We start from the raw sequence: 21,119 nt of genomic DNA, 5'->3' as shown, positions 1-21,119 counted from the left end.
CGGGGCCGCGGGGGAAGACAACTGGAGGTGTGCGCGGATGCTCAGTGAACGAAGGCTCGAGGTGCTGCGCGCCATCGTCCAGGACTACGTCGGAACCGAGGAGCCGGTCGGCTCCAAGGCGCTCACCGAGCGGCACCACCTCGGGGTGTCGCCCGCGACCGTACGCAACGACATGGCCGCGCTGGAGGACGAGGGCTTCATCGCCCAGCCGCACACCAGCGCCGGGCGGATCCCGACGGACAAGGGCTACCGCCTGTTCGTCGACAAGCTCGCGGACGTCAAGCCGATGACCGCGCCCGAGCGGCGCGCCATCCAGAGCTTCCTGGATCACGCGGTGGACCTGGACGACGTCGTGGCCCGCACGGTCCGGCTGCTCGCGCAGCTGACCCGGCAGGTCGCGGTGGTGCAGTACCCCTCGCTGACCCGCTCGACGGTCCGCCATGTCGAACTGCTCGCGCTCGCGCCCGCCCGGCTGATGCTGGTGCTGATCACCGACACCGGCCGGGTCGAGCAGCGTCATGTGGACTGCCCCGCTCCGTTCGGCGAGGCCTCGCTCGCCGATCTGCGGGCCCGGCTCAACAGCCGGGTCGCCGGGCGCCGCTTCACGGACGTACCGCAGCTGGTGCAGGATCTGCCCGAGTCCTTCGAGGCGGAGGACCGCGGCACGGTCTCGACCGTGCTCTCCACCCTGCTGGAGACCCTGGTCGAGGAGACGGAGGAGCGCCTGGTCATCGGCGGCACCTCCAACCTCACCCGCTTCGGGCACGACTTCCCGCTCGTGATCCGGCCGGTGCTCGAGGCGCTTGAGGAGCAGGTCGTGCTCCTCAAGCTGCTCGGCGAGGCCAAGGATCCGGGCATGACCGTACGAATCGGGCATGAGAACGCCCATGAAGGCCTCAACTCCACGTCCGTCGTGTCGGTCGGCTACGGTTCGGGCGGCGAGGCAGTCGCCAAGCTCGGCGTGGTCGGACCGACCCGCATGGATTACCCCGGAACGATGGGAGCAGTACGCGCAGTGGCACGTTACGTCGGACAGATCCTGGCGGAGTCGTAAGTGGCCACGGACTACTACGCCGTACTCGGCGTGCGCCGCGACGCTTCCCAGGATGAGATCAAGAAGGCGTTCCGCAGGCTCGCGCGCGAGCTGCACCCGGACGTCAACCCCGATCCCAAGACGCAGGAGCGCTTCAAGGAGATCAACGCCGCGTACGAGGTGTTGTCGGACCCGCAGAAGAAGCAGGTCTACGACCTCGGCGGGGACCCGCTTTCGCAGGCGGGCGCCGGTGCTGGTGGCGCGGGCTTCGGAGCCGGTGGCTTCGGCAACTTCTCCGACATCATGGACGCGTTCTTCGGGGCCTCCTCCCAGCGCGGCCCGCGCTCGCGCACGCGGCGCGGCCAGGACGCGATGATCCGCCTTGAGGTCGAGCTCGACGAGGCGGCCTTCGGCACCACGAAGGACATCCAGGTCGACACCGCGACGGTGTGCTCGACCTGCTCTGGCGAGGGCGCGGCGCCCGGCACATCGGCGCAGACCTGCGACATGTGCCGCGGCCGCGGTGAGGTGTCGCAGGTCACCCGGTCCTTCCTGGGCCAGGTCATGACCTCGCGGCCGTGCCCCCAGTGCCAGGGCTTCGGCACGGTGGTGCCGACGCCGTGCCCGGAGTGCGCGGGCGACGGACGGGTGCGCTCGCGGCGCACCCTGACCGTGAAGATCCCGGCCGGTGTGGACAACGGCACCCGGATCCAGCTGGCGGGCGAGGGCGAGGTCGGCCCCGGCGGCGGCCCCGCCGGCGACCTCTACGTCGAGATCCACGAGCTGCCGCACCCGGTCTTCCAGCGGCGCGGCGACGATCTGCACTGCACGGTGACCATTCCGATGACGGCCGCCGCGCTCGGCACCAAGGTGCCGCTGGAGACCCTGGACGGCCTGGAGGAGATCGACATCAGGCCCGGCACCCAGTCCGGGCAGTCGGTCCCGCTGCACGGGCGGGGCGTCACGCATCTGCGCGGCGGCGGCCGGGGCGACCTCATCGTCCACGTCGAGGTGCTGACCCCGACCAAGCTCGACGCCGAGCAGGAACGCCTGCTGCGGGAACTGTCGGCCCTGCGCGGTGAGGAACGCCCGACGGGCCAGTTCCAGCCGGGGCAGCAGGGGCTGTTCTCGCGCCTGAAGGACGCCTTCAACGGGCGGTAGGCGCGGGGTTCGCGGTCGTTTCTCCTGGCCGGGGGCGATGCCTTCGACGAGGCCGGGGGAGGGGCGGAGCGTTCGATTCGGTGCTGTGTGGGGGACGTGGCACGATGCTGGCATGTCCTCCGCGCTGACCGATCTCTGCCGGTACCCGATCGTGCAGGCTCCCATGGCGGGCGGAGCCGCCGCCCCGCCGCTGGCGGGCGCGGTGTGCGAGGCCGGCGGCCTCGGCTTCCTCGCGGCCGGGTACAAGACCGCCGACGGCATGTACCAGGAGATCAAACAGCTGCGCGGGCTCACCGCGAGACCCTTCGGCGTCAACCTGTTCCTGCCGCAGCCCGACCAGGCCGACCCGGCCGCCGTCGAGGTCTACGCGGAACAGCTCGCGGGCGAGGCCACCTGGTACGAGACCCCGCTCGGCGACATCGCCGAAGGCGGACTCGACGACGGCTACGACGCCAAGCTCGCCATCCTCCTGGAGGACCCCGTACCGGTCGTGTCCTTCACCTTCGGCTGCCCGACCCGCGACGTGCTGGACGCCTTCGCGCGGGTCGGGACGTTCACCGTCGTGACGGTCACCACACCCGAGGAGGCGGCCGCCGCACAGTGGGCGGGCGCCGACGCGCTCTGCGTGCAGGGCATCGAGGCGGGCGGCCACCAGGGCACCCACCGCGACGTCCCCGAGGCCGACGGCGGCGGTATCGGGCTGCTCTCCCTGATCGCGCAGGTACGCGAGACCGTACAGCTGCCGCTCATCGCCACCGGCGGCCTGATGCGCGGCGCGCAGCTCGCCGGAGCCCTGGCGGCCGGCGCCGACGCGGCCCAGCTCGGCACCGCGTTCCTGGCCTGCCCGGAGTCCGGCGCGCACCCCCTGCACAAACAGGCCCTGACCAACCCGCTGTTCGTCCGCACCGAACTCACCCGCGCCTTCACCGGCCGCCCCGCCCGCGGCCTGGTCAACCGCTTCCTGCGGGAACACGGCCCCTACGCCCCGGCCGCGTACCCCCAGATACACCACCTGACCAGCGGCCTCCGCAAGACCGCCGCCCGCACCGGCGACGCGCAGGGCATGGCGCTGTGGGCCGGGCAGGGCCACCGCATGGCCCGCGAACTCCCGGCCGGCCGCCTCGTCGAGGTGCTGGCGTCCGAACTCGCGGCCGCCAAGGGGACCTTGACCGAAGGGAACGCGTCATGACGGCGCCGGTGTTCGTGGTGGACCAGGTGCCGGACGGGCCCGAATTCGTCCTGGACGGCCCCGAGGGGCGGCACGCCGTCTCGGTGAAGCGGCTGCGCCCCGGCGAGCACGTCGTCCTCACCGACGGCAGGGGCCGCTGGACCGAGGGCGTGGTGCGGGCCGCCGAAGGCAAGGACCGGCTCGTCGTGGCGGACCTGAGCGCCGCCGCCGACGAGCCCGAGCCCGCCCCCCGGATCACCGTCGTCCAGGCGCTCCCCAAGGGCGACCGCGGGGAACTCGCCGTGGAGACCATGACGGAGACCGGGGTCGACGCGATCGTGCCGTGGTCGGCGTCCCGCTGCATCACCCAGTGGAAGGGCGACCGCGGCCTGAAGGCGCTCGGCAAGTGGCGGGCCACCGCACGCGAGTCGGGCAAGCAGTCGCGTCGAGTGCGCTTCCCGGACGTCGCGGACGCCGCGACCACCAAGCAGGTCGCGGCGCTCCTCGCGCGGGCCGACCTCGCCGCCGTCCTGCACGAGGACCGCGACTGCGCCAGCGAGCCGCTGGCCACCGCCGAACTCCCCGCCTCCGGCGACATCGTGCTCGTGGTCGGACCTGAAGGAGGCGTGTCCCCCGAGGAGTTGGCGCTGTTCGCCGAGGCCGGGGCGCGACCGTACCGGCTGGGCCGCAGTGTCCTGCGCACCTCGACGGCGGGCACCGCGGCGACCGCACTCCTCCTGGGCCGCACCGGCCGCTGGGCGTAACCCGGTCGGCGACCACGCACGCGACGCGCGAGCGGCGACGCGCGAGCGGCGACGCGCGAAGCGAGCGAAACCACTGGCCGCCGCGCACGCCCGCTGCCTAGGGTGACCTCGTGACGCACCCTGCCTACCTCCGGTTTCCGCATATCCAGGGCGACTTGATCGCCTTCACCGCCGAAGACGACGTCTGGGTCGCGCCGCTCGGCGGCGGCCGGGCCTGGCGCGTCAGCGCCGACAACACCCCCGTGAACCACCCCAGGATCTCCCCGGACGGCACCCAGGTCGCCTGGACGTCGACCCGCGACGGCGCCCCCGAGGTCCACCTCGCGCCCGTCGACGGCGGCCCCGCCGAGCGGCTCACGCACTGGGGCAGCTGGAAGACCTCCGTACGCGGCTGGACCCGAGACGGCGAGGTGCTCGCCCTCACCACCCACGGGCAGGCCTCGCTGCGCCGCAGCTGGGCCCGCGCCGTCCCGCTGGACGGCGGACCCGCGGCCACCCTCCCGTACGGCCCGGTGGGCGGCGTGGCCCACGGGCCCGACGACCGGGTCCTCCTGCTGTCCGCCCCCATGGGGCGTGAGGCGGCCTACTGGAAGCGCTACCGCGGCGGCACCGCGGGCAAGCTCTGGACCGGCACAATCGGCACGACCGGCACGACCGGCGCAACCGGCGGGGACTTCACCCGGATACACGAAGACCTGGACGGGAACATCGAATACCCCCTGTGGGTCGCCGAGGGGGCCGCGGGCGGACGGATCGCGTTCCTCTCCGACCACGAGGGCGTCGGCGCCGTCTACTCGTCCCTGCCCGACGGCGCCGACCTGCGCCGCCACACCCCGGTCGACGGCTTCTACGCCCGGCACGCCGCCACCGACGGCACCCGCGTCGTCTACGCCTCCGCCGGTGAACTCTGGCTCCTGGACGACCTCGACGGCAGCGAACCCCGCCGCCTCGACCTCCGGCTCGGCGGCCAGCGCACCGACCTCCAGCCCCACCCCGTACGGCCCGCACGGCACCTCTCGGGCGCCGCCATGGACCACACCGGACGCGGCAGCGCCGTCTCCGTACGCGGCGGCGTCCACTGGGTCACCCACCGCGAGGGCCCCGCCCGCGTCCTCGCCGCCGAACCCGGCGTACGCGCCCGGCTGCCCCGCACCTTCCGCGTCGACGGCGACGAACACGTGGTGTGGGTGACGGACGCCGACGGCGAAGACGCCCTGGAGTTCGCCCCCGCCGCCGGCGTCGCCCCCGGCGCGTCCGTGCGCCGGGTCGCCGCCGGACAGCTCGGCCGCGTCCTGTCCCTGGCCGTCGCCCCGGACGGCAGCCGCGCCGCCGTCGCCGCGCACGACGGCCGCGTCCTGCTCGTCGAGCGCGAGACCGGCGACGTACGCGAAGTCGACCGCAGCGAACACGGCGACGCCACCGGCCTGGTCTTCTCGCCCGACTCCGCCTGGCTCGCCTGGTCGCACCCCGGACCCGACCCGCTGCGCCAGCTCAAACTCGCCAACGCCGCCGACCTGACCGTCACCGAGGCCACCCCGCTGCGCTTCTGCGACTTCTCGCCCGCCTTCACCCTGGACGGCAAACACCTCGCGTTCCTGTCGGCGCGCTCCTTCGACCCCGTCTACGACGAGCACGTCTTCGACCTGGCCTTCGTCGGCGGCAGCCGCCCGCACCTGATCACCCTGGCCGCCACCACCCCCTCGCCGTTCGGACCACAGCGCCACGGCCGCCCCTTCGACGCCTCCGACAAGAGCGGCGATCAAGCCGACGACGACACCCCGGCCACCCGCATCGACCGCGACGGACTGGCCGACCGCATCGTCCCGTTCCCCGTCGAAGCCGCCCGCTACACCTCGCTCCGGGCCGCCAAGGACGGCCTGCTGTGGCTGAGCCACCCGGTGCGCGGCGCACTCGGCGTCTCCCGCGCCACACCCGACGACCCCGGCCCCAACACCGTGCTCGAACGGTACGACCTGGCCCAGCGGAAGGCCGAGGAGATCGCCCCGGACGCCGACGACTTCTCCGTCAGCGGCGACGGCAAGCGCGTCCTGCTGCACACCGACGGCAAGGTCAGGGTGGTGCCCAGCGACCGCCGAGCGTCCGGCGACGACGACAGCGACGGCACCGTCACCGTCGACCTCTCCCGCATCCGGCAGGTCGTCGACCCCGCCGCCGAATGGCGTCAGATGTACGAGGAGAACGGCCGCATCATGCGCGACCACTTCTGGCGTCAGGACATGAGCGGCACCGACTGGACCGGCGTACTGGATCGCTACCGCCCCGTGCTCGACCGCGTCGCCACCCACGACGACCTGGTCGACCTGCTGTACGAGGTACACGGCGAACTGGGCACCTCACACGCCTATGTGATCCCCGCCGGCGGCGCGGGCGGCACGGCCCGCACCCGACAGGGCCTGCTCGGCGCCGACCTGTCCCGTCATGAGGACGGCCTGTGGCGGCTCGACCGCATCCTGCCGTCCGAGACCTCCGACCCGCACGCCCACTCGCCGCTGGCCGCGCCCGGCGTCGCGGTACGCGCCGGGGACGCCGTACTCGCCGTGGACGGCCGCCCGGTCGACCCGGTCACCGGCCCCGGACCCCTCCTGGTCGGCGCTGCGGGCAAGCCCGTCGAGCTGACCATCTCACCGTCCGGCGGCGGCGAGGTACGGCACGCCGTCGTCGTCCCGCTCGACGACGAGGAGCCGCTGCGCTACCACGCCTGGGTCGCCGACCGGCGCGCCTACGTCCACCAGATCTCCGACGGCCGCCTCGGCTATCTGCACATCCCCGACATGCAGGCGCCCGGCTGGGCCCAGATCCACCGGGACCTGCGCGTCGAGGTCGCCAAGGAAGGCCTCATCGTCGACGTACGCGAGAACCGCGGCGGCCACACCTCGCAGCTGGTCGTCGAGAAACTGGCCCGCCGCATCGTCGGCTGGGACCTGCCGCGCGGCATGGCGCCCTCCAGCTATCCGGCGGACGCGCCGCGCGGCCCGGTCGTCGCGGTCGCCAACGAGTTCTCCGGATCCGACGGCGACATCGTCAACGCGGCCATCAAGGCGCTCGGCATCGGCCCGGTCGTCGGCACCCGCACCTGGGGCGGCGTCGTCGGCATAGACAGCCGCTACCACCTGGTCGACGGCACCCTCGTCACCCAGCCCAAGTACGCGATCTGGCTGGAGGGCTACGGCTGGGGCGTCGAGAACCACGGCGTCGACCCGGACGTCGAGGTCGTCATGACCCCCCAGGACCATGTGGCCGGACGCGACCCCCAACTCGACGAGGCGGTCCGGATGGCGCTCGCCGTCCTCACCGAGAACCCGGCGAAGTCCCCGCCCAGCCTGCCCGAACTGGACTGACCGCCGGGCGCGTTCGCGGCGGGCGGGGTGGGTGCGGACGCCGTGCTCACCCCGCCACCGGATACAGCGCCCCCCGCCGCCCCTCCGGCGGGGCGAGCCATTCCACCTTCCGCGCCGTGTCGGTGCGCGGCTGCGGCGCGTGCAGCACGATCTGGCCCTGGACGCGGCGATCGTCCTGGCCGCGGCGGCGGCCGCGGCGTCGGTGGCGGTGGGCCTGCGAGGGCGCGGCGCGACGCGTGCGTAGGCGGGCGTGTAGGCGGGCGCGCGTGAGCGGGCGTCAGCCCCGGTCGAGCCGCAGCCGCTCCGACCTCGGCAGCCCTGCCACCACCAGATCGTAGGAGTCCTCGATGAGCTCCCGGACCATACGGGCCGGGAGCTCGGACACCGTCACCGTGTTCCAGTGCCGCTTGTTCAGGTGGTACCCCGGAACGATCGCGGGGTACTGGGCGCGCAGCCGGACCGCGTTCTCCGGCTCGCACTTGAGGGAGACCGTCAACGGCCGCCCGTCCAGCGCACTCAGCGCGAACATCTTGCCGCACACCTTGAAGACCGACGCCTCGGGCGTGAACGGGAACTCCTCCACCGCCGCGTTGAACGACAGACAGAACGCCTTGAGCTGCTCCGGTGTCACGCCTCGTCCTCCCCGGCCGCCGCCGAGTCGGCCGGCTCCACCAGCACGGTCATGATCTTGTTGCGGCGTCCGGCGGCGGCCTCCGCGGTCAGCCGCAGGGCCCGGCCGTCCGGCAGGTCGACCACGGTCGTGGCGCCCGCGATCGGCACCCGGCCCAGGGCCTTCGCCAGCAGCCCGCCGATCGTCTCCACATCCTCGTCGTCGAACGCCTCGACGCCGTACAGCTCACCGAGGTCCCCGATGTCGAGCCGCGAGGTCACCCGCAGCCGACCGCCCCCGAGCTCCTCGACCGGCGGCAGCTCACGGTCGTACTCGTCCGTGATCTCCCCGACGATCTCCTCCAGGATGTCCTCGATGGTGACGATCCCCGCGGTGCCGCCGTACTCGTCGATCACCACGGCCACGTGGTTGCGCTCCTGCTGCATCTCGCGCAGCAGGCCGCCCGCGTTCTTGGTGTCCGGCACGAAGGCCGCGGGCCGCATCACCGTGGAGACCAGTTCGGACTCGGACTCGCGGTTGATATGCGTCCGGCGGGCCAGGTCCTTCAGATACACGATGCCGACGACGTCGTCCTCGCTCTCGCCGGTGACCGGGATACGCGAGAAACCGGACCTGAGGGCGAGGGTGAGCGCCTGCCGGATCGTCTTGTAGCGCTCGATCGCGATCAGATCGGTGCGCGGCACCATCACCTCGCGCACCAGCGTGTCACCCAGCTCGAACACCGAGTGCACCATACGGCGCTCCTCGTCCTCGATCAGCGACTCCTGCTCCGCCAGGTCGACCATCGCCCGCAGCTCCGCCTCGGACGCGAACGGCCCCCGGCGGAAGCCCTTGCCGGGAGTGAGGGCGTTGCCGATGAGGATGAGCAGGGCCGGGACCGGGCCCATCACCCGAGCCAGCGGCAGCAGCACATACGCCGCGGCCGTGGCCGTGTTCAGCGGATGCTGGCGGCCGATCGTCCGTGGCGACACCCCCACCGCGACATACGACACCAGGACCATCACGGCGATCGCCACGGTCAGCGCCTGCCAGGTCTCGTCGAAACCCCGCAGACAGACATAGGTGACCAGGACCGCGGCCGCCATCTCGCAGCCGACCCGCGCCAGCAGCGCCACGTTCAGATAGCGGGTCGGGTCGGCCGCGACCTGCGCCAGCTTCGCGCTGCCGCGCCGCCCCGAGCGCACCGCCTCCTCGGCCCGGAAACTGGAGACCCGCGCCAGGCCCGCCTCCGCGCAGGAGGCGAGCCAGGCGACGACGACCAGCAGGACCGCGCCGAATACCAGTTGGGCGGTCACGACACGGTCGGGGCCGGGGACGGCCCGGTGATCCCCTGCTCCTGCCGCCATCCGTCGACGATCGCCGACTGAAGGCCGAACATCTCGGCCTTCTCGTCCGGCTCCTCATGGTCGTACCCGAGCAGGTGCAGTACCCCGTGGACGGTCAGCAGTTGCAGCTCCTCGTCCATGGAGTGCCCCGTCGGGGCCTCGCGGCCCTGCCGCTCGGCGACCTCCGGGCACAGCACGATGTCGCCGAGCAGCCCCTGCGGGGGCTCCTCGTCGTCCTTCAGCGGCGGACGCAGCTCGTCCATCGGGAAGGACATCACATCCGTGGGGCCCGGCAGGTCCATCCACTGGATGTGCAGCTGCTCCATCGCCTCGGCGTCCACCACGATCACCGAGAGCTCGGAGAGCGGGTGGATGCGCATCCGCGCCAGGGCGTAGCGCGCGACGTCGAGGATCGCCTGCTCGTCGACCTCGGTGCCGGATTCGTTGTTGACGTCGATCGACATGGTGCTTGCTGGTCTACTTCCGCTTGTGCGAGCCGTTCTCGGTGCCCTGCTCGCTGTCATACTTCTCGTACGCGTCGACAATACGGCCCACCAGCTTGTGCCGGACGACGTCGTGCGAGGTGAGCTGCGAGAAGTGCACGTCCTCCACACCCTCCAGGATGGCCCGCACCTGCCGCAGCCCGCTCTTGGTGCCGCCCGGCAGGTCGACCTGGGTGACGTCGCCCGTGATGACGATCTTCGAGTCGAATCCGAGCCGCGTCAGGAACATCTTCATCTGCTCGGGGCTGGTGTTCTGCGCCTCGTCCAGAATGATGAACGCGTCATTGAGGGTGTTGTGCGTCAGCAGGTAGTCCTGTGTGACGTACAGCGAGTCCTCGGCCGCGACCTGGATGCAGACCGTCTCCTCGCGCCCTGCGGGCTCGATGCTGTCGATGAAGCGCATCGGGCGACCACCACCTCCGGCGGCGTGGTACTTCTCGCGCTTGCGGGTGAGGCGGAAGGGCTCTACGCCTTCGGGGAGGCGGATGTCGATGCGATGCGCGTCGCGGCGGTGGTGCACGTCCCGGCCGTTGACCCGGCCAGGCTTCCGGCCCTCAGCAGCTCGGTGGCTCGTATACGCGATGCCGCCCAGTGACTGGACGAGTGCGATGACGTCGTCCCGGAGCAAGATCGACGTGGTCGAGAACTGGACTCGGCAGGTGCGATCCTTCTGCGTAACCGGGCCGCCGTCAGAGTCAAGCAGGCCTTGGAGTACCGAGAGGCGGACCTCGGGTGAATTGTACAGGTAATCGTCGGGGACGAACTTCGAGCAAGACCTGGTTCCCATCAGATCCAGGCTTCGCAGCACCCTGGTGACCGGGTTCACCACCGCGACTGATCCTGGGGCCTCGCCTGGCGCTGGCACGCGGTTGAGGAAGTAGTCATACCCACCCCGGTGGCGTACCGAGACTCCCGGAAGTGTGGCTTCCAGCGCCTTGGCCAACTCCGGGTCGTCCGTTGAGAAGGAGGGCGTGGTGGAGCCGGTCAGGCAACCGTCGCCGAGCAGCAGACCCAGCGCATACGGGTCCATGGGGACCTCGCGCTCCGGGAAGCGGACCGGCGCTGTAAGCAGCGGTAGCTCGTACCGGTGATAGTGCGCCGCCCGCAGGTTGCCGATCATCTCCTGGGTCTCCAGGACCCGCCACGGCTTGTCACGGCGCTTGTCGTCGCGCGTCCTGACCGTCCACAGGTGCTCGCCACAGCACAGGGTCCAGGAACCGTCCTGGGAGGACACCCGGTAGATGTCTCTCTCGCCCTGCGGGTAGACGCCCAGCACCGGGGTCGGCTCGCCGTTCGAGCCGATGACCAGGTCGCCGACCTGGAGGTCACCGATGGGGTGCCAGCCGACCGGGGTCAGGACGTTCGTGAAGCGCGGGTGCGCACGTCCCCTCATGTACGCCAGCGGCGCTACCTCGATGGTCCCCGCCGCCATCAGCCGCGGAATCGAGTCCGGGTCCAGCATGTCGTGCAGGGCGTCGTACAGCGGGCGCAGGTACGGGTCGATCTTCTCGTACAGGGTGCCGGGCAGGAAGCCGAGTCGCTCGCCCGCCTCGACCGCGGGGCGGGTCAGGATGATGCGGTTGACCTGCTTGGACTGGAGGGCCTGGACCGCCTTGGCCATCGCCAGGTAGGTCTTGCCCGTACCGGCCGGGCCGATGCCGAAGACGACCGTGTGCTGGTCGATGGCGTCGACGTACCGCTTCTGGTTGAGCGTCTTGGGGCGGATGGTGCGGCCGCGGGACGAGAGGATGTTCTGGGTGAGTACCTCGGCGGGGGTCTCTTCCGCGCCTTCGCCGTTCTCGCTCGCCCTGAGCATGGCGATCGAGCGTTCCACCGCGTCCTCCGTCATCGGCTGTCCGGTGCGGAGCACCAGCATCATCTCGTCGAACAAGCGCTGGAGGAGTACGACTTCGGTCGCCTCGCCCACCGCGCTGATCTCATTGCCCCGGACATGGATATCGACCGCGGGGAAGGCCTGCTCGATCACACGCAGCAACACGTCCCCGGAGCCCAGTACGGTCACCATGGGGTGCTTGGCCGGGACGGTGAAGTGGGCGCGTGACTGCCCCTGCGCTGGGTTGTTCGCCCCGTTGTTCCGGGTTGTGGGTGTCTGAGTCATGGGCTGGCCCTGGGCCTGCTCATCCTCCTCGGTGCGGGGTTCTGCCGCTCGACAGCCTTGCACTGCCAAGGGTACGACGCCCCGCTGACATCACCGAGGGGTTTTCCGGGCCGCCCTGGAGCGGCCCCTTCCGCCGGTCCGGCGGAAGGGGCTCGCGGAATCCGCAGGCCGCGGTCAGCGTGCGGCGCGGTTGACGGCCGAGATGACCGCCTTCAGCGACGCGCGCGTGGTGTTGCCGTCGATGCCGATGCCCCACAGGACCTTCTCGCCGATGGCGCATTCGATGTAGGCGGCGGCCTGCGCGGACGCGCCCTCGCTCATCGTGTGCTCCTGGTAGTCCAGCAGGCGTACGTCGATGCCGATGGCCTGCAGCGCGTCGAAGAACGCGGAGATCGGGCCGTTGCCGGTACCGGTCAGCACGACCTCCTGGCCGTCCACGACCGCGTCGGCGGTGAGCGTGTCGATGCCGTCCTGATCGGTGGTGGTCTGGCCGGAGCGCAGCTGTACGCGGCCCCAGGCGTTGTCCGGGTTGGGCAGGTACTCGTCCTGGAACGCGGACCAGATGGCGGCCGGGGTGACCTCGCCGCCCTCGGCGTCGGTCTTGGCCTGGATCAGCTTGGAGAACTCGATCTGCATGCGGCGCGGCAGGTCCAGCTTGTGGTCGTTCTTCAGGACGTACGCGACACCGCCCTTGCCGGACTGGGAGTTGACCCGGATCACGGCCTCGTAGGAGCGGCCCACGTCCTTGGGGTCGATCGGCAGGTACGGGACCGCCCACTCGATGGCGTCGACGGTCGTGCCCGCGGCCTCGGCGCGGGCGTCCATGGACTCGAAGCCCTTCTTGATGGCGTCCTGGTGGGAGCCGGAGAAGGCGGTGTAGACCAGGTCGCCCGCGTAGGGGTGGCGCGGGTGCACCGGCATCTGGTTGCAGTACTCGGCGCTGCGGCGGATCTCGTCGATGTCGGAGAAGTCGATCTCGGGGTCGACGCCCTGGCTGAACAGGTTCATGCCCAGGGTCACCAGGTCGACGTTGCCGGTGCGCTCGCCCTGCCCGAACAGGCAGCCCTCGATCCGGTCCGCGCCCGCCATGAGGGCCAGTTCGGCCGCCGCGACCGCCGTGCCGCGGTCGTTGTGCGGGTGCACGGACAGGCACACGTACGCACGGCGGGTCAGGTTGCGGGACATCCACTCGAACCGGTCCGCGTGCGTGGACGGCGTCGAACGCTCCACGGTCGCGGGCAGGTTGAGGATGATCTCGCGGCCGGGTCCGGGCTGCCAGACGTCGCAGACGGCCTCGCAGACCTCCAGGGCGAAGTCCAGCTCGGTGTCCGTGAAGATCTCCGGCGAGTACTGGTAGCCGAAGGTGGTGCGGTCGTCCAGCAGCTTCTCGGCGTACTCCATGACCAGCCGGGTGCCGTCCACGGCGATCTGCTTGACGGCGTCCCGCGAGCCGCGGAAGACGACCTCGCGCCAGACCGGCGCGGTGGCGTTGTACAGGTGCACGGTGGCGCGCTTGGCCCCGACCAGGGACTCCACGGTGCGCTCGATCAGCTCCTCGCGGGCCTGGGTCAGCACCGAGATCGTCACGTCGTCGGGGATCGCGTCGTCCTCGATGATGGAGCGTACGAAGTCGAAGTCGGTCTGCCCGGAGGAGGGGAAGCCGACTTCGATCTCCTTGTAGCCCATGCGCACCAGCAGGTCGAACATCTCCCGCTTGCGGGCCGGTGACATCGGGTCGATCAGGGCCTGGTTGCCGTCCCGCAGGTCGGTGGACAGCCAGCGCGGGGCCTTGGTGATGCGCTGGTCGGGCCAGGTGCGGTCGGGGATGTCCACGGCGTCATAGCCGCGGTACTTGTGGATCGGCATCCCGGAGGGCCGCTGGAGGTGCGTCGCGTTGGTGATGGGCGCGCGGCGGTCGGCAGGGTTCGACATGATGCGTAGGGCTCCTCGTGAGTCCGCTGGGGAACGGCCGACGGGTGCGGTGGAACACCGCAGCACCTCACTCCGCGGGGAGGGGGTCGGCCTACGACTACAGACCCTCGCCGCGGCAGCTAAGGAGAAGCAGCCCGAAACGCATGATGCGCCGCAGCCTAGCGGAGCCGCGCGATGTGCGCTGGCGTGTATCAGTATGCGGGACTACGGGCCGGTAACGGCCTGGTCGTGGCCTGTCTCACGCGCGGGGCGCGGGAGAGTTCCCGGACGGCCGTTCTGTCACTCTATTTCGGCAATCATGGTGGCAGGTAGTGACAGCCCTGTGACCCAGTGCCACTGTGCGTGCCATGACTGTTCACTGCACCATCGTGCCTCCGCATGTCCTCGACAAGCTGTCCCAGGCCGACGATCCCGCGCTGTCCGGACCCGCCCGGCGCACCCTGGAGCGCGACGCCCAGGAGCGCACCCACCGCCGGATGACGACCGTGGTCGGCTCGCCCGGCGCGGCGGGCGTGGTGCGGGCGGGCACCGGAGAGCGGCGGCCGTGCCGCACGATCCACGACGCCCGGAACAAGACGGAGCTGCCGGGCCGCAAGGTGCGCTCCGAGGGCGGCAAGCCCGGCAAGGACGCCACCGTCAACCGCGCGTACGCCGGTCTCGGCGCGACGTTCGAGCTGTTCCTGAAGGCCTACCAGTGCGACTCGATCGACGGCGGGGGCCTGCCGCTGATCGCGACCGTGCACTACGGCGTGGACTACGCCAACGCCTTCTGGAACGGCGAGCAGATGGTGTTCGGCGACGGCGACCGGGAGGTGTTCCTGGACTTCACCATCCCGGTCGACGTGATCGGCCACGAACTGACCCACGGCGTGACCCAGTACACCGCCAACCTCGCTTACTTCGGGCAGTCGGGCGCGCTGAACGAGTCCGTGTCCGACGTCTTCGGCTCGCTGATCAAGCAGTACACGCTCGGTCAGAGCGCGCAGGACGCGGACTGGCTGATCGGGGCCGGGCTGCTCGCCGAGCGGATCAACGGCAAGGCGCTGCGGTCCATGAAGGAGCCGGGCTCGGCCTACGACGATCCGCTGCTCGGCACGGACCCGCAGCCCGCGACCATGGACGACTACGTCCACACCGGCCGCGACAACGGCGGCGTGCACATCAACTCCGGCATCCCCAACCACGCCTTCTATCTGGTCGCCCGCGCGCTCGGCGGCTACGCCTGGGAGCGCGCGGGCCAGATCTGGTACGACGTGCTGTCCGGCGGCGTCCTGGAGGTCGACGCGGACTTCGAGGACTTCGCCAAGGCGTCCGTGGCCGCGGCGTGCGCCCGCTACGGCGAGGGCGAGGAGCAGCAGGCCGTACTCAAGGCGTGGTCGCGGGTCGGGGTGGCTACCGCCTGAGCCGGGCGGGCGGTAGACAGGGGTGATGCGTATCGATGTGTGCCGCACGGGTGGGTTCGCCGGTATCGACCGCCGCGCCGGAGTGGACACGGCGGGCCGCCCCGACGCGGCCCGCTGGCACGCCCTGGCCGAGCGGGCGTTGGCCGCGGCCGACGACACACCGCCCGTAGGGGTGCCGGACGGCTTCGGCTACCAGATCACCGTGGACGGCCGCACGGTCTACTGCGCGGACCCGCACCTCACCGAGGCGCAGCGCGAGCTGATCTCCCGAGTCCTGCGGGAGGGCGCGTGACTCAGAATCCCAGCTTGCGCAGTTGCTTCGGGTCGCGCTGCCAGTCCTTGGCGACCTTGACGTGCAGGTCCAGGAAGACCGGGGTGCCGAGCAGCGCCTCGATGTGCTTGCGGGACTTGGTGCCGACGTCCTTCAGACGCCTGCCCTTGGGGCCGATGATGATGCCCTTCTGGCTGGACCGCTCGATGTAGAGGTTCGCGTGGATGTCGAGCATCGGCTTGTCCGCCGGGCGGTCCGGGCGCGGCAGCATCTCCTCGACGACGACCGCGATGGAGTGCGGCAGCTCGTCCCGTACGCCCTCCAGGGCCGCCTCGCGGATCAGCTCGGCCACCATGACCTGCTCGGGCTCGTCCGTGAGGTCGCCCTCCGGGTAGAGCGGCGGGCTCTCCGGCAGCAGCGGCACGATCAGCTCGGCCAGCAGTTCCACCTGCTCGTCGCCGACCGCCGACACCGGGACGATCTCGGCCCACTCGAAGCCGAGCTCCTTGCCGAGCTGGTCGATCGCGACCAGCTGCTCGGCGAGCGTCTTGCTGTCGACCAGGTCGGTCTTGGTGACGATCGCGATCTTCGGGGACTTGCGGATGCCCGCGAGCTCCTTGGCGATGAAGCGGTCGCCGGGGCCGATCTTCTCGTTCGCCGGGAGGCAGAAGCCGATCACGTCGACCTCGGCCCAGGTGGTGCGGACGACGTCGTTGAGCCGCTCGCCCAGCAGGGTGCGCGGCTTGTGCAGACCGGGGGTGTCGACCAGCACCAGCTGGGCGTCCTCGCGGTGCACGATGCCCCGCACGGTGTGCCGGGTGGTCTGCGGCCGGTTCGACGTGATGGCGACCTTCGTGCCCACGAGGGCGTTGGTCAGGGTCGACTTGCCCGCGTTCGGCCGTCCGACGAAGCACGCGAAACCCGCGCGGTGCTCGTTCGCCTGCGGCTCGGGCCGGGTCGGGGAAGGTGCGCTCATGCGATCCATTGTCCCCGATCCGGGCCGCCCCGCCGACCAGGGTCCCGCCGGGCCCGCGCCCGCCGAGCAGGGCCCGGCGCGCTCAGCCCGCCGTCACGGTCTGGCGGACGGTTCCGTCGGGCGCGGCGAGGAGGACCGGGGTGTCCGCGCCGCCCAGGTCGCGCACCGCGGCGCGGTCCTCGTCCGCCACGGCATCGGCGGCGGAGACCACGGCCGCGGCCTCCAGCGAGGTCGCGCCGCTCGCCACCGCCATCGCGACCGCCGTCCGCAGCGCGCTCAGCTTCAGCGAGTCCAGGTCCACGCTGCCCGCCACATACGTACGCCCGGTCTCGTCCCGTACGGCCGCGCCTTCCGGCACGCCGTTGCGGGCCCGTGCGGAGCGGGCGAGGGTGACGATCTTCTGGTCCTCGGGGTCAAGCGGGGTGCTCTCGGTCATGCCCCGAGCATACGGATCACTCACCGGCCGCCGGGCGAGCACCCCACCACCGGATACCATGCGGCCTGAACCGCTCGACGCAAGTGATCGACCCAGCCGAGGGAGGCCACGCACATGGCCGGTGAGCCGCAGCCGGACTGCCTGTTCTGCAAGATCGTCGCGGGAGAGGTGCCGGCGACCGTCGTCCGGGAGACCGAGACGACCCTCGCCTTCCGGGACATCAACCCCCAGGCGCCGATCCATGTGCTGGTCATCCCCAAGGCGCACTACCCGGACGCGGCCGCGCTCGCCGCCGCCGAGCCGCCGCTCGCCGCCGACATACTGCGCGAGACGGGCGAGGTCGCCGCCGACGAGAAGATGGACAGCTACCGGGTGGTGTGCAACACCGGTTCGGGCGCGGGCCAGACCGTGTTCCACGCGCACGCCCACGTCCTGGGCGGCCGCGGGATGCAGTGGCCTCCGGGGTAACACGCCTTGTCGACACGTGAACTGGTGGTACTCGGCACCGCCAGCCAGGTCCCGACCCGGCACCGCAACCACAACGGCTATCTGCTGCGCTGGGACGGCGAGGGCATCCTCTTCGACCCCGGCGAGGGCACCCAGCGCCAGATGCTGCGCGCCGGGGTCGCCGCGCACGACGTCAACCGGATCTGTGTCACGCACTTCCACGGCGACCACTCGCTGGGCCTCGCCGGAGTGATCCAGCGGATCAACCTGGATCGGGTGCCGCACGAGGTCACCGCCCACTACCCGGCCAGCGGGCAGCGCTTCTTCGACCGCCTGCGGTACGCCACCGCCTACCGCGAGACGGCCGTGCTCAGCCAGGCCCCGGTCGCCGCCGACGGGGTGCTCGCGTCGACCGCCTCGTACACCCTGAGCGCGCACCGGCTGTCCCACCCGGTCGAGTCGTACGGCTACCGGCTCAGCGCGCCCGACGGGCGGCGGATGCTGCCCGAACTGCTCGCCCGGCACGGCATCCAGGGCCCGGACGTGGGCCGCCTCCAGCGCGACGGCGTGCTGAACGGCGTCACGCTCGACCAGGTCAGCGAGGCCAGGCGCGGCCAGCGGTTCGCGTTCGTGATGGACACCCGGCTGTGCGACGGCGTGTACGCGCTCGCCGACGGCTGCGACCTCCTGGTCATCGAGTCGACGTTTCTGGACCAGGACGCCCGGCTCGCCGCCGACCACGGCCATCTGACGGCCGGACAGGCGGCGGACGCGGCCCGGACCGCGGGCGTACGGCACCTGGTGCTGACGCACTTCTCGCAGCGCTACCCCGACCCCGCCGCGTTCGAGCGGCAGGCGCGCGCGGCCGGGTTCGACGGCGAGCTCACCGTCGCCTCCGACCTGCTGCGCGTCCCTCTGCCCAAGCGCGACTGAGCACGGGTGCGGCGGGTGCGGCGGGTCAGTCCGCCGCGCGGTCGAGGATGCGGGCCGCCACCGCCGGGGAGTCGACCAGCGGGTGCAGGGCCAGGGCCCGCAGCGCCGCGTCGCGCTCCTTGAACAGGGCCGCGTCGATCGCGGCCCGCTCGACCGCCTTGAGTTGCAGCATCAGCCCCAGCTCGGCCGCGCCCAGCGGGGCGCAGGGCAGCGGGCGGGCCCCGGCGGAGTCCACCTCGCAGACCGTCTCGACGATCGCGTCGGCGGGCAGCGCGGGGACTGTCGTGCCGTTGCGTACGTTGAGGATCAGGCGGGACGGCGTGCCCGTGGTCGGCGTATCCGTGGCCGGTGTGCCGGTGGTCGGCGTGCCCGTGGACAGCGCCCGCATCAGGGCGAGCGCCACCCGGTCGTAACCGCCGCCGTCCAGGTCGCAGCTGTCGCGCCGCCAACCCCCCGTGGCCGCGCGGCTGTCGGCCATATAGGTCTCCTCGCGCTCCAGGCGGGTCCGCTCCCACAGCTCGGCGGCCCGCGCGGGGTCGGCCGCGGCGGCGGCGAAGAAGTCGCCCTGCTGGTGGGCGAGGAACTCGCCGCGCGTCTCGTCGGCGGACGCCACCGACCGGAGCGTCTCCCGGCGGAAGTAGTAGTAGTGCAGATACTCGTTCGGGAGCGCGCCGAGCGCCCGCAGCCACTGAGCGCCGAACAGCTTGCCCTCCTCGAAGGACCCCAGGGCCGCGGAGTCCGCGAGCAGTCCGGGCAGCAGGTCCCGGCCGCCGTGCTCCAGGGTCCGCAGCCAGCCGAGGTGGTTGAGCCCCACATAGTCGTACGTCACCGCGTCCGGGTCGGCGCCCGCGGCGCGCGCCGCCCGGCGCACCAGGCCCACCGGCGAGTCGCAGATGCCGATGACCCGCTCGCCCAGCACCGAGGCCATCGCCTCGGTCACCATCCCGGCCGGGTTGGTGAAGTTGATGACCCAGGCGTCCGGGGCCAGCGCCGCGACGCGCTCGGCGATGCGCAGGGCCACCGGGATGGTGCGCAGCCCGTAGAGCACACCGCCCGCGCCGACGGTCTCCTGGCCGAGTACGCCCTCGGCCAGCGGGATCCGCTCGTCGCGCACCCGGCCCGCCGTGCCGCCGACGCGGATCGCGGAGAACACGAAGTCCGCGCCGCGCAGGGCGTCGTCGAGGTCCGCGGCGACCCGCACGGCCGGTCCTTCGGGCAGCGCGTCGAGCACCGCCCGGATCACGCCGACCCGCGCCGGGTCCGTGTCGTACAGCGTCAGCTCGGAGATCCCGGAACCCGCCAGCGCCCGGTACACCAGCGGCACCCGGAATCCTCCGCCGCCAAGAATCGTCAGCCTCATGCCGCGGAACGTACCCCAGGAGAGGCCGCCGGGGATGTCAGTCCCATAGGGCACACTGGCCAGACCAGAACCGAACGAGAGTCGCGGGACGGACCGGAGCGGACGGACAGGGACCGGACGGACAGGGAGCGGAGCGGACGGTGAGCACACACCACTCAGGGCGACCGGAGCGAAGGTCCTGTCTCGACCCGCTGAGCGGGTCGCGCGGCCCGGACGACCCCGCCTGGGACGTCTACCTCACCGGCACGGTCTTCCTGGACATCATCTTCACCGGCCTGGACAGCGCGCCGGTGCGGGGCACCGAGTCCTGGGCCCGCGGCATGGGGTCGAGCCCCGGCGGCGTCGCCAACATGGCGACCGCGCTGGCCCGGCTCGGGCTGCGCACCTCGCTGGCCGCGGCGTTCGGCGACGACCACTACGGCGAGTACTGCTGGGACGCCCTGGCCCAGGGCGAGGGCATCGACCTGGAGCTGTCCCGCACCGTGCCCGGCTGGCACTCCCCGGTCACGGTCTCGATGGCGTACGAGGGCGAGCGCACGATGGTCTCGCACGGCCACGAGCCGCCGCCGGTCGCGACGGCCCCGCAGTGCCCGCCCCGCGCGCGGGGCGCGGTGGCCTGCCTGACGCCCGGCGCGCCGGACGCGTGGATCGCCCAGGCCGCCCGCAAGGGGACCAGGATCTTCGCGGACGTCGGCTGGGACGAGAGCGGCCGCTGGGACCTGGCGGGCCTGCCCGACCTGGCGCACTGCGAGGCCTTCTTGCCCAACGCCCAGGAGGCCATGCGCTACACCGGCACGGACTGCCCGCGGGCCGCCGCGCGAGCGCTCACCGCGCACGTTCCGGTGGCGGTGGTCACGCTCGGCGCGGAGGGGGCGTACGCGGTGGACGGGCGGACCGGCGAGACCGCCGACGTCCCCGCGATCGCGGTCGAGGCGATGGACCCGACCGGTGCGGGGGACGTCTTCGTCGCGGGGTTCGTGACCGGCTCGCTCGCGGGCTGGCCGCTGGCCGACCGGCTGGCCTTCGCCGGGCTGACCGCCGCGCTGTCCGTCCAGGAGTTCGGCGGCTCGCTCTCCGCGCCCGGCTGGGCGGAGATCGCCGCGTGGTGGCGGCATGTCCAGTCGTACGACGACCAGGAGCCCGCCGCGCTGCGCCGGTACGCCTTCCTGGACGCCCTGCTTCCCGAGGTCGGCCAGGCCTGGCCGCTGCGGCGCGCGGTCCCGACGATCGGCTTCGGCCGCTTGGCGTGAGGCGTTGTCGCCACGTCCTCGTGCGGCAGGTCTCGGCCATCTGCTGCG

Annotated in this window: 18 protein-coding genes and 1 pseudogene; 10 read left to right on the top strand and 9 right to left on the bottom strand. The window is 71.9% G+C overall.

Going from position 1 to position 21,119, the window contains the following annotated elements:
- Nucleotides 1-37 precede the first annotated feature (37 nt).
- From hrcA to ACX6XY_RS06715, 5 genes are all read left to right on the top strand, one after another.
- On the top strand, nucleotides 38-1,054 hold the full coding sequence (gene hrcA, locus ACX6XY_RS06735; protein WP_460327449.1) for a heat-inducible transcriptional repressor HrcA: 1,017 nt from the start codon (nucleotides 38-40) through the stop codon (nucleotides 1,052-1,054).
- Nucleotides 1,055-2,194, top strand: coding sequence for a molecular chaperone DnaJ (dnaJ, locus tag ACX6XY_RS06730; RefSeq protein WP_460327447.1), 1,140 nt, complete (start codon nucleotides 1,055-1,057; stop codon nucleotides 2,192-2,194).
- A 112-nt stretch (nucleotides 2,195-2,306) separates the two neighbouring features.
- A complete protein-coding gene (locus tag ACX6XY_RS06725; RefSeq protein WP_460327445.1) occupies nucleotides 2,307-3,383 on the top strand; it encodes a nitronate monooxygenase in 1,077 nt (358 codons plus the stop codon).
- The gene (locus ACX6XY_RS06720) at nucleotides 3,380-4,126 is read left to right on the top strand and encodes a 16S rRNA (uracil(1498)-N(3))-methyltransferase (protein ID WP_460327443.1); all 747 of its coding nucleotides are present in this window, start codon (nucleotides 3,380-3,382) and stop codon (nucleotides 4,124-4,126) included. The genes ACX6XY_RS06725 and ACX6XY_RS06720 overlap by 4 nt, the downstream gene beginning before the upstream one ends.
- Before the next feature lie 110 nt (nucleotides 4,127-4,236).
- Complete coding sequence (locus ACX6XY_RS06715; protein WP_460327441.1) at nucleotides 4,237-7,485, top strand: S41 family peptidase; 3,249 nt, start codon at nucleotides 4,237-4,239, stop codon at nucleotides 7,483-7,485.
- A 46-nt stretch (nucleotides 7,486-7,531) separates the two neighbouring features.
- Here the strand turns inward: ACX6XY_RS06715 and ACX6XY_RS06710 are convergent.
- From ACX6XY_RS06710 to leuA, 6 genes and pseudogenes are all read right to left on the bottom strand, one after another.
- Nucleotides 7,532-7,636: pseudogene (locus ACX6XY_RS06710) on the bottom strand (XRE family transcriptional regulator); the annotation flags it as partial.
- Nucleotides 7,637-7,762: 126 nt separating this feature from the next.
- Nucleotides 7,763-8,116 carry an MmcQ/YjbR family DNA-binding protein gene (locus ACX6XY_RS06705; RefSeq protein ID WP_460327439.1) on the bottom strand — a complete coding sequence of 118 codons (354 nt, stop codon included), beginning with the start codon at nucleotides 8,114-8,116 and terminating at the stop codon, nucleotides 7,763-7,765.
- Complete coding sequence (locus ACX6XY_RS06700) at nucleotides 8,113-9,411, bottom strand: hemolysin family protein (RefSeq protein WP_460327497.1); 1,299 nt, start codon at nucleotides 9,409-9,411, stop codon at nucleotides 8,113-8,115. Before ACX6XY_RS06700 ends, ACX6XY_RS06705 begins: the two co-directional genes overlap by 4 nt.
- Entirely contained in the window at nucleotides 9,408-9,905 is a 498-nt protein-coding gene (gene ybeY / locus ACX6XY_RS06695) for an rRNA maturation RNase YbeY (protein WP_460327437.1), read from the bottom strand. Before ybeY ends, ACX6XY_RS06700 begins: the two co-directional genes overlap by 4 nt.
- Before the next feature lie 13 nt (nucleotides 9,906-9,918).
- Nucleotides 9,919-12,063, bottom strand: a complete 2,145-nt coding sequence (locus tag ACX6XY_RS06690) for a PhoH family protein (protein WP_460327435.1) — start codon at nucleotides 12,061-12,063, stop codon at nucleotides 9,919-9,921.
- Between the two features lie 174 nt (nucleotides 12,064-12,237).
- Nucleotides 12,238-13,995 carry a 2-isopropylmalate synthase gene (gene leuA, locus ACX6XY_RS06685; RefSeq protein WP_460327433.1) on the bottom strand — a complete coding sequence of 586 codons (1,758 nt, stop codon included), beginning with the start codon at nucleotides 13,993-13,995 and terminating at the stop codon, nucleotides 12,238-12,240.
- Between the two features lie 347 nt (nucleotides 13,996-14,342).
- Here leuA and ACX6XY_RS06680 point away from each other — a divergent pair, with 347 nt between their 5' ends.
- Both ACX6XY_RS06680 and ACX6XY_RS06675 read left to right on the top strand, forming a co-directional pair.
- The gene (locus ACX6XY_RS06680; protein WP_460327431.1) at nucleotides 14,343-15,398 is read left to right on the top strand and encodes a M4 family metallopeptidase; all 1,056 of its coding nucleotides are present in this window, start codon (nucleotides 14,343-14,345) and stop codon (nucleotides 15,396-15,398) included.
- A gap of 25 nt (nucleotides 15,399-15,423) precedes the next feature.
- A complete protein-coding gene (locus tag ACX6XY_RS06675) occupies nucleotides 15,424-15,690 on the top strand; it encodes a protealysin inhibitor emfourin (protein ID WP_460327429.1) in 267 nt (88 codons plus the stop codon).
- Between the two features lies 1 nt (nucleotide 15,691).
- Here ACX6XY_RS06675 and era read toward each other — a convergent pair whose 3' ends face one another.
- Both era and ACX6XY_RS06665 read right to left on the bottom strand, forming a co-directional pair.
- Nucleotides 15,692-16,645: a GTPase Era gene (gene era / locus ACX6XY_RS06670; RefSeq protein WP_460327426.1), complete on the bottom strand. Its 954-nt coding sequence runs from the start codon at nucleotides 16,643-16,645 to the stop codon at nucleotides 15,692-15,694.
- A gap of 82 nt (nucleotides 16,646-16,727) precedes the next feature.
- The gene (locus tag ACX6XY_RS06665; protein ID WP_460327424.1) at nucleotides 16,728-17,081 is read right to left on the bottom strand and encodes a cytidine deaminase; all 354 of its coding nucleotides are present in this window, start codon (nucleotides 17,079-17,081) and stop codon (nucleotides 16,728-16,730) included.
- A gap of 114 nt (nucleotides 17,082-17,195) precedes the next feature.
- Here ACX6XY_RS06665 and ACX6XY_RS06660 point away from each other — a divergent pair, with 114 nt between their 5' ends.
- Both ACX6XY_RS06660 and ACX6XY_RS06655 read left to right on the top strand, forming a co-directional pair.
- Complete coding sequence (locus ACX6XY_RS06660) at nucleotides 17,196-17,549, top strand: histidine triad nucleotide-binding protein (RefSeq protein ID WP_460327422.1); 354 nt, start codon at nucleotides 17,196-17,198, stop codon at nucleotides 17,547-17,549.
- Between the two features lie 6 nt (nucleotides 17,550-17,555).
- Nucleotides 17,556-18,461 carry a ribonuclease Z gene (locus tag ACX6XY_RS06655; RefSeq protein ID WP_460327420.1) on the top strand — a complete coding sequence of 302 codons (906 nt, stop codon included), beginning with the start codon at nucleotides 17,556-17,558 and terminating at the stop codon, nucleotides 18,459-18,461.
- A 25-nt stretch (nucleotides 18,462-18,486) separates the two neighbouring features.
- Here the strand turns inward: ACX6XY_RS06655 and ACX6XY_RS06650 are convergent, their stop codons facing one another.
- The gene (locus tag ACX6XY_RS06650; protein ID WP_460327418.1) at nucleotides 18,487-19,821 is read right to left on the bottom strand and encodes a family 4 glycosyl hydrolase; all 1,335 of its coding nucleotides are present in this window, start codon (nucleotides 19,819-19,821) and stop codon (nucleotides 18,487-18,489) included.
- Nucleotides 19,822-19,961: 140 nt separating this feature from the next.
- On the opposite strand from ACX6XY_RS06650, the gene ACX6XY_RS06645 reads away from it, so the two are divergent.
- A complete protein-coding gene (locus ACX6XY_RS06645; RefSeq protein ID WP_460327416.1) occupies nucleotides 19,962-21,071 on the top strand; it encodes a carbohydrate kinase family protein in 1,110 nt (369 codons plus the stop codon).
- The last annotated feature ends 48 nt before the right edge of the window (nucleotides 21,072-21,119 follow it).

The organism is Streptomyces sp. O3 (assembly GCF_054788135.1).
Note: the sequence above shows the minus strand (reverse complement) of the source record. Positions and strands in the feature narration are given on the sequence as shown.

Excerpts from the sequence above, each read along its gene's own strand:
- ACX6XY_RS06675 (WP_460327429.1), top strand. The coding sequence starts at position 15,424 with ATGCGTATCGATGTGTGCCGCACGGGTGGGTTCGCCGGTATCGACCGC.
- ybeY (WP_460327437.1), bottom strand. The coding sequence starts at position 9,905 with ATGTCGATCGACGTCAACAACGAATCCGGCACCGAGGTCGACGAGCAG.
- era (WP_460327426.1), bottom strand. The coding sequence starts at position 16,645 with ATGAGCGCACCTTCCCCGACCCGGCCCGAGCCGCAGGCGAACGAGCAC.
- ACX6XY_RS06650 (WP_460327418.1), bottom strand. The coding sequence starts at position 19,821 with ATGAGGCTGACGATTCTTGGCGGCGGAGGATTCCGGGTGCCGCTGGTG.
- hrcA (WP_460327449.1), top strand. The coding sequence starts at position 38 with ATGCTCAGTGAACGAAGGCTCGAGGTGCTGCGCGCCATCGTCCAGGAC.
- leuA (WP_460327433.1), bottom strand. The coding sequence starts at position 13,995 with ATGTCGAACCCTGCCGACCGCCGCGCGCCCATCACCAACGCGACGCAC.
- ACX6XY_RS06665 (WP_460327424.1), bottom strand. The coding sequence starts at position 17,081 with ATGACCGAGAGCACCCCGCTTGACCCCGAGGACCAGAAGATCGTCACC.
- ACX6XY_RS06725 (WP_460327445.1), top strand. The coding sequence starts at position 2,307 with ATGTCCTCCGCGCTGACCGATCTCTGCCGGTACCCGATCGTGCAGGCT.
- ACX6XY_RS06720 (WP_460327443.1), top strand. The coding sequence starts at position 3,380 with ATGACGGCGCCGGTGTTCGTGGTGGACCAGGTGCCGGACGGGCCCGAA.
- ACX6XY_RS06680 (WP_460327431.1), top strand. The coding sequence starts at position 14,343 with ATGACTGTTCACTGCACCATCGTGCCTCCGCATGTCCTCGACAAGCTG.
- ACX6XY_RS06660 (WP_460327422.1), top strand. The coding sequence starts at position 17,196 with ATGGCCGGTGAGCCGCAGCCGGACTGCCTGTTCTGCAAGATCGTCGCG.
- ACX6XY_RS06690 (WP_460327435.1), bottom strand. The coding sequence starts at position 12,063 with ATGACTCAGACACCCACAACCCGGAACAACGGGGCGAACAACCCAGCG.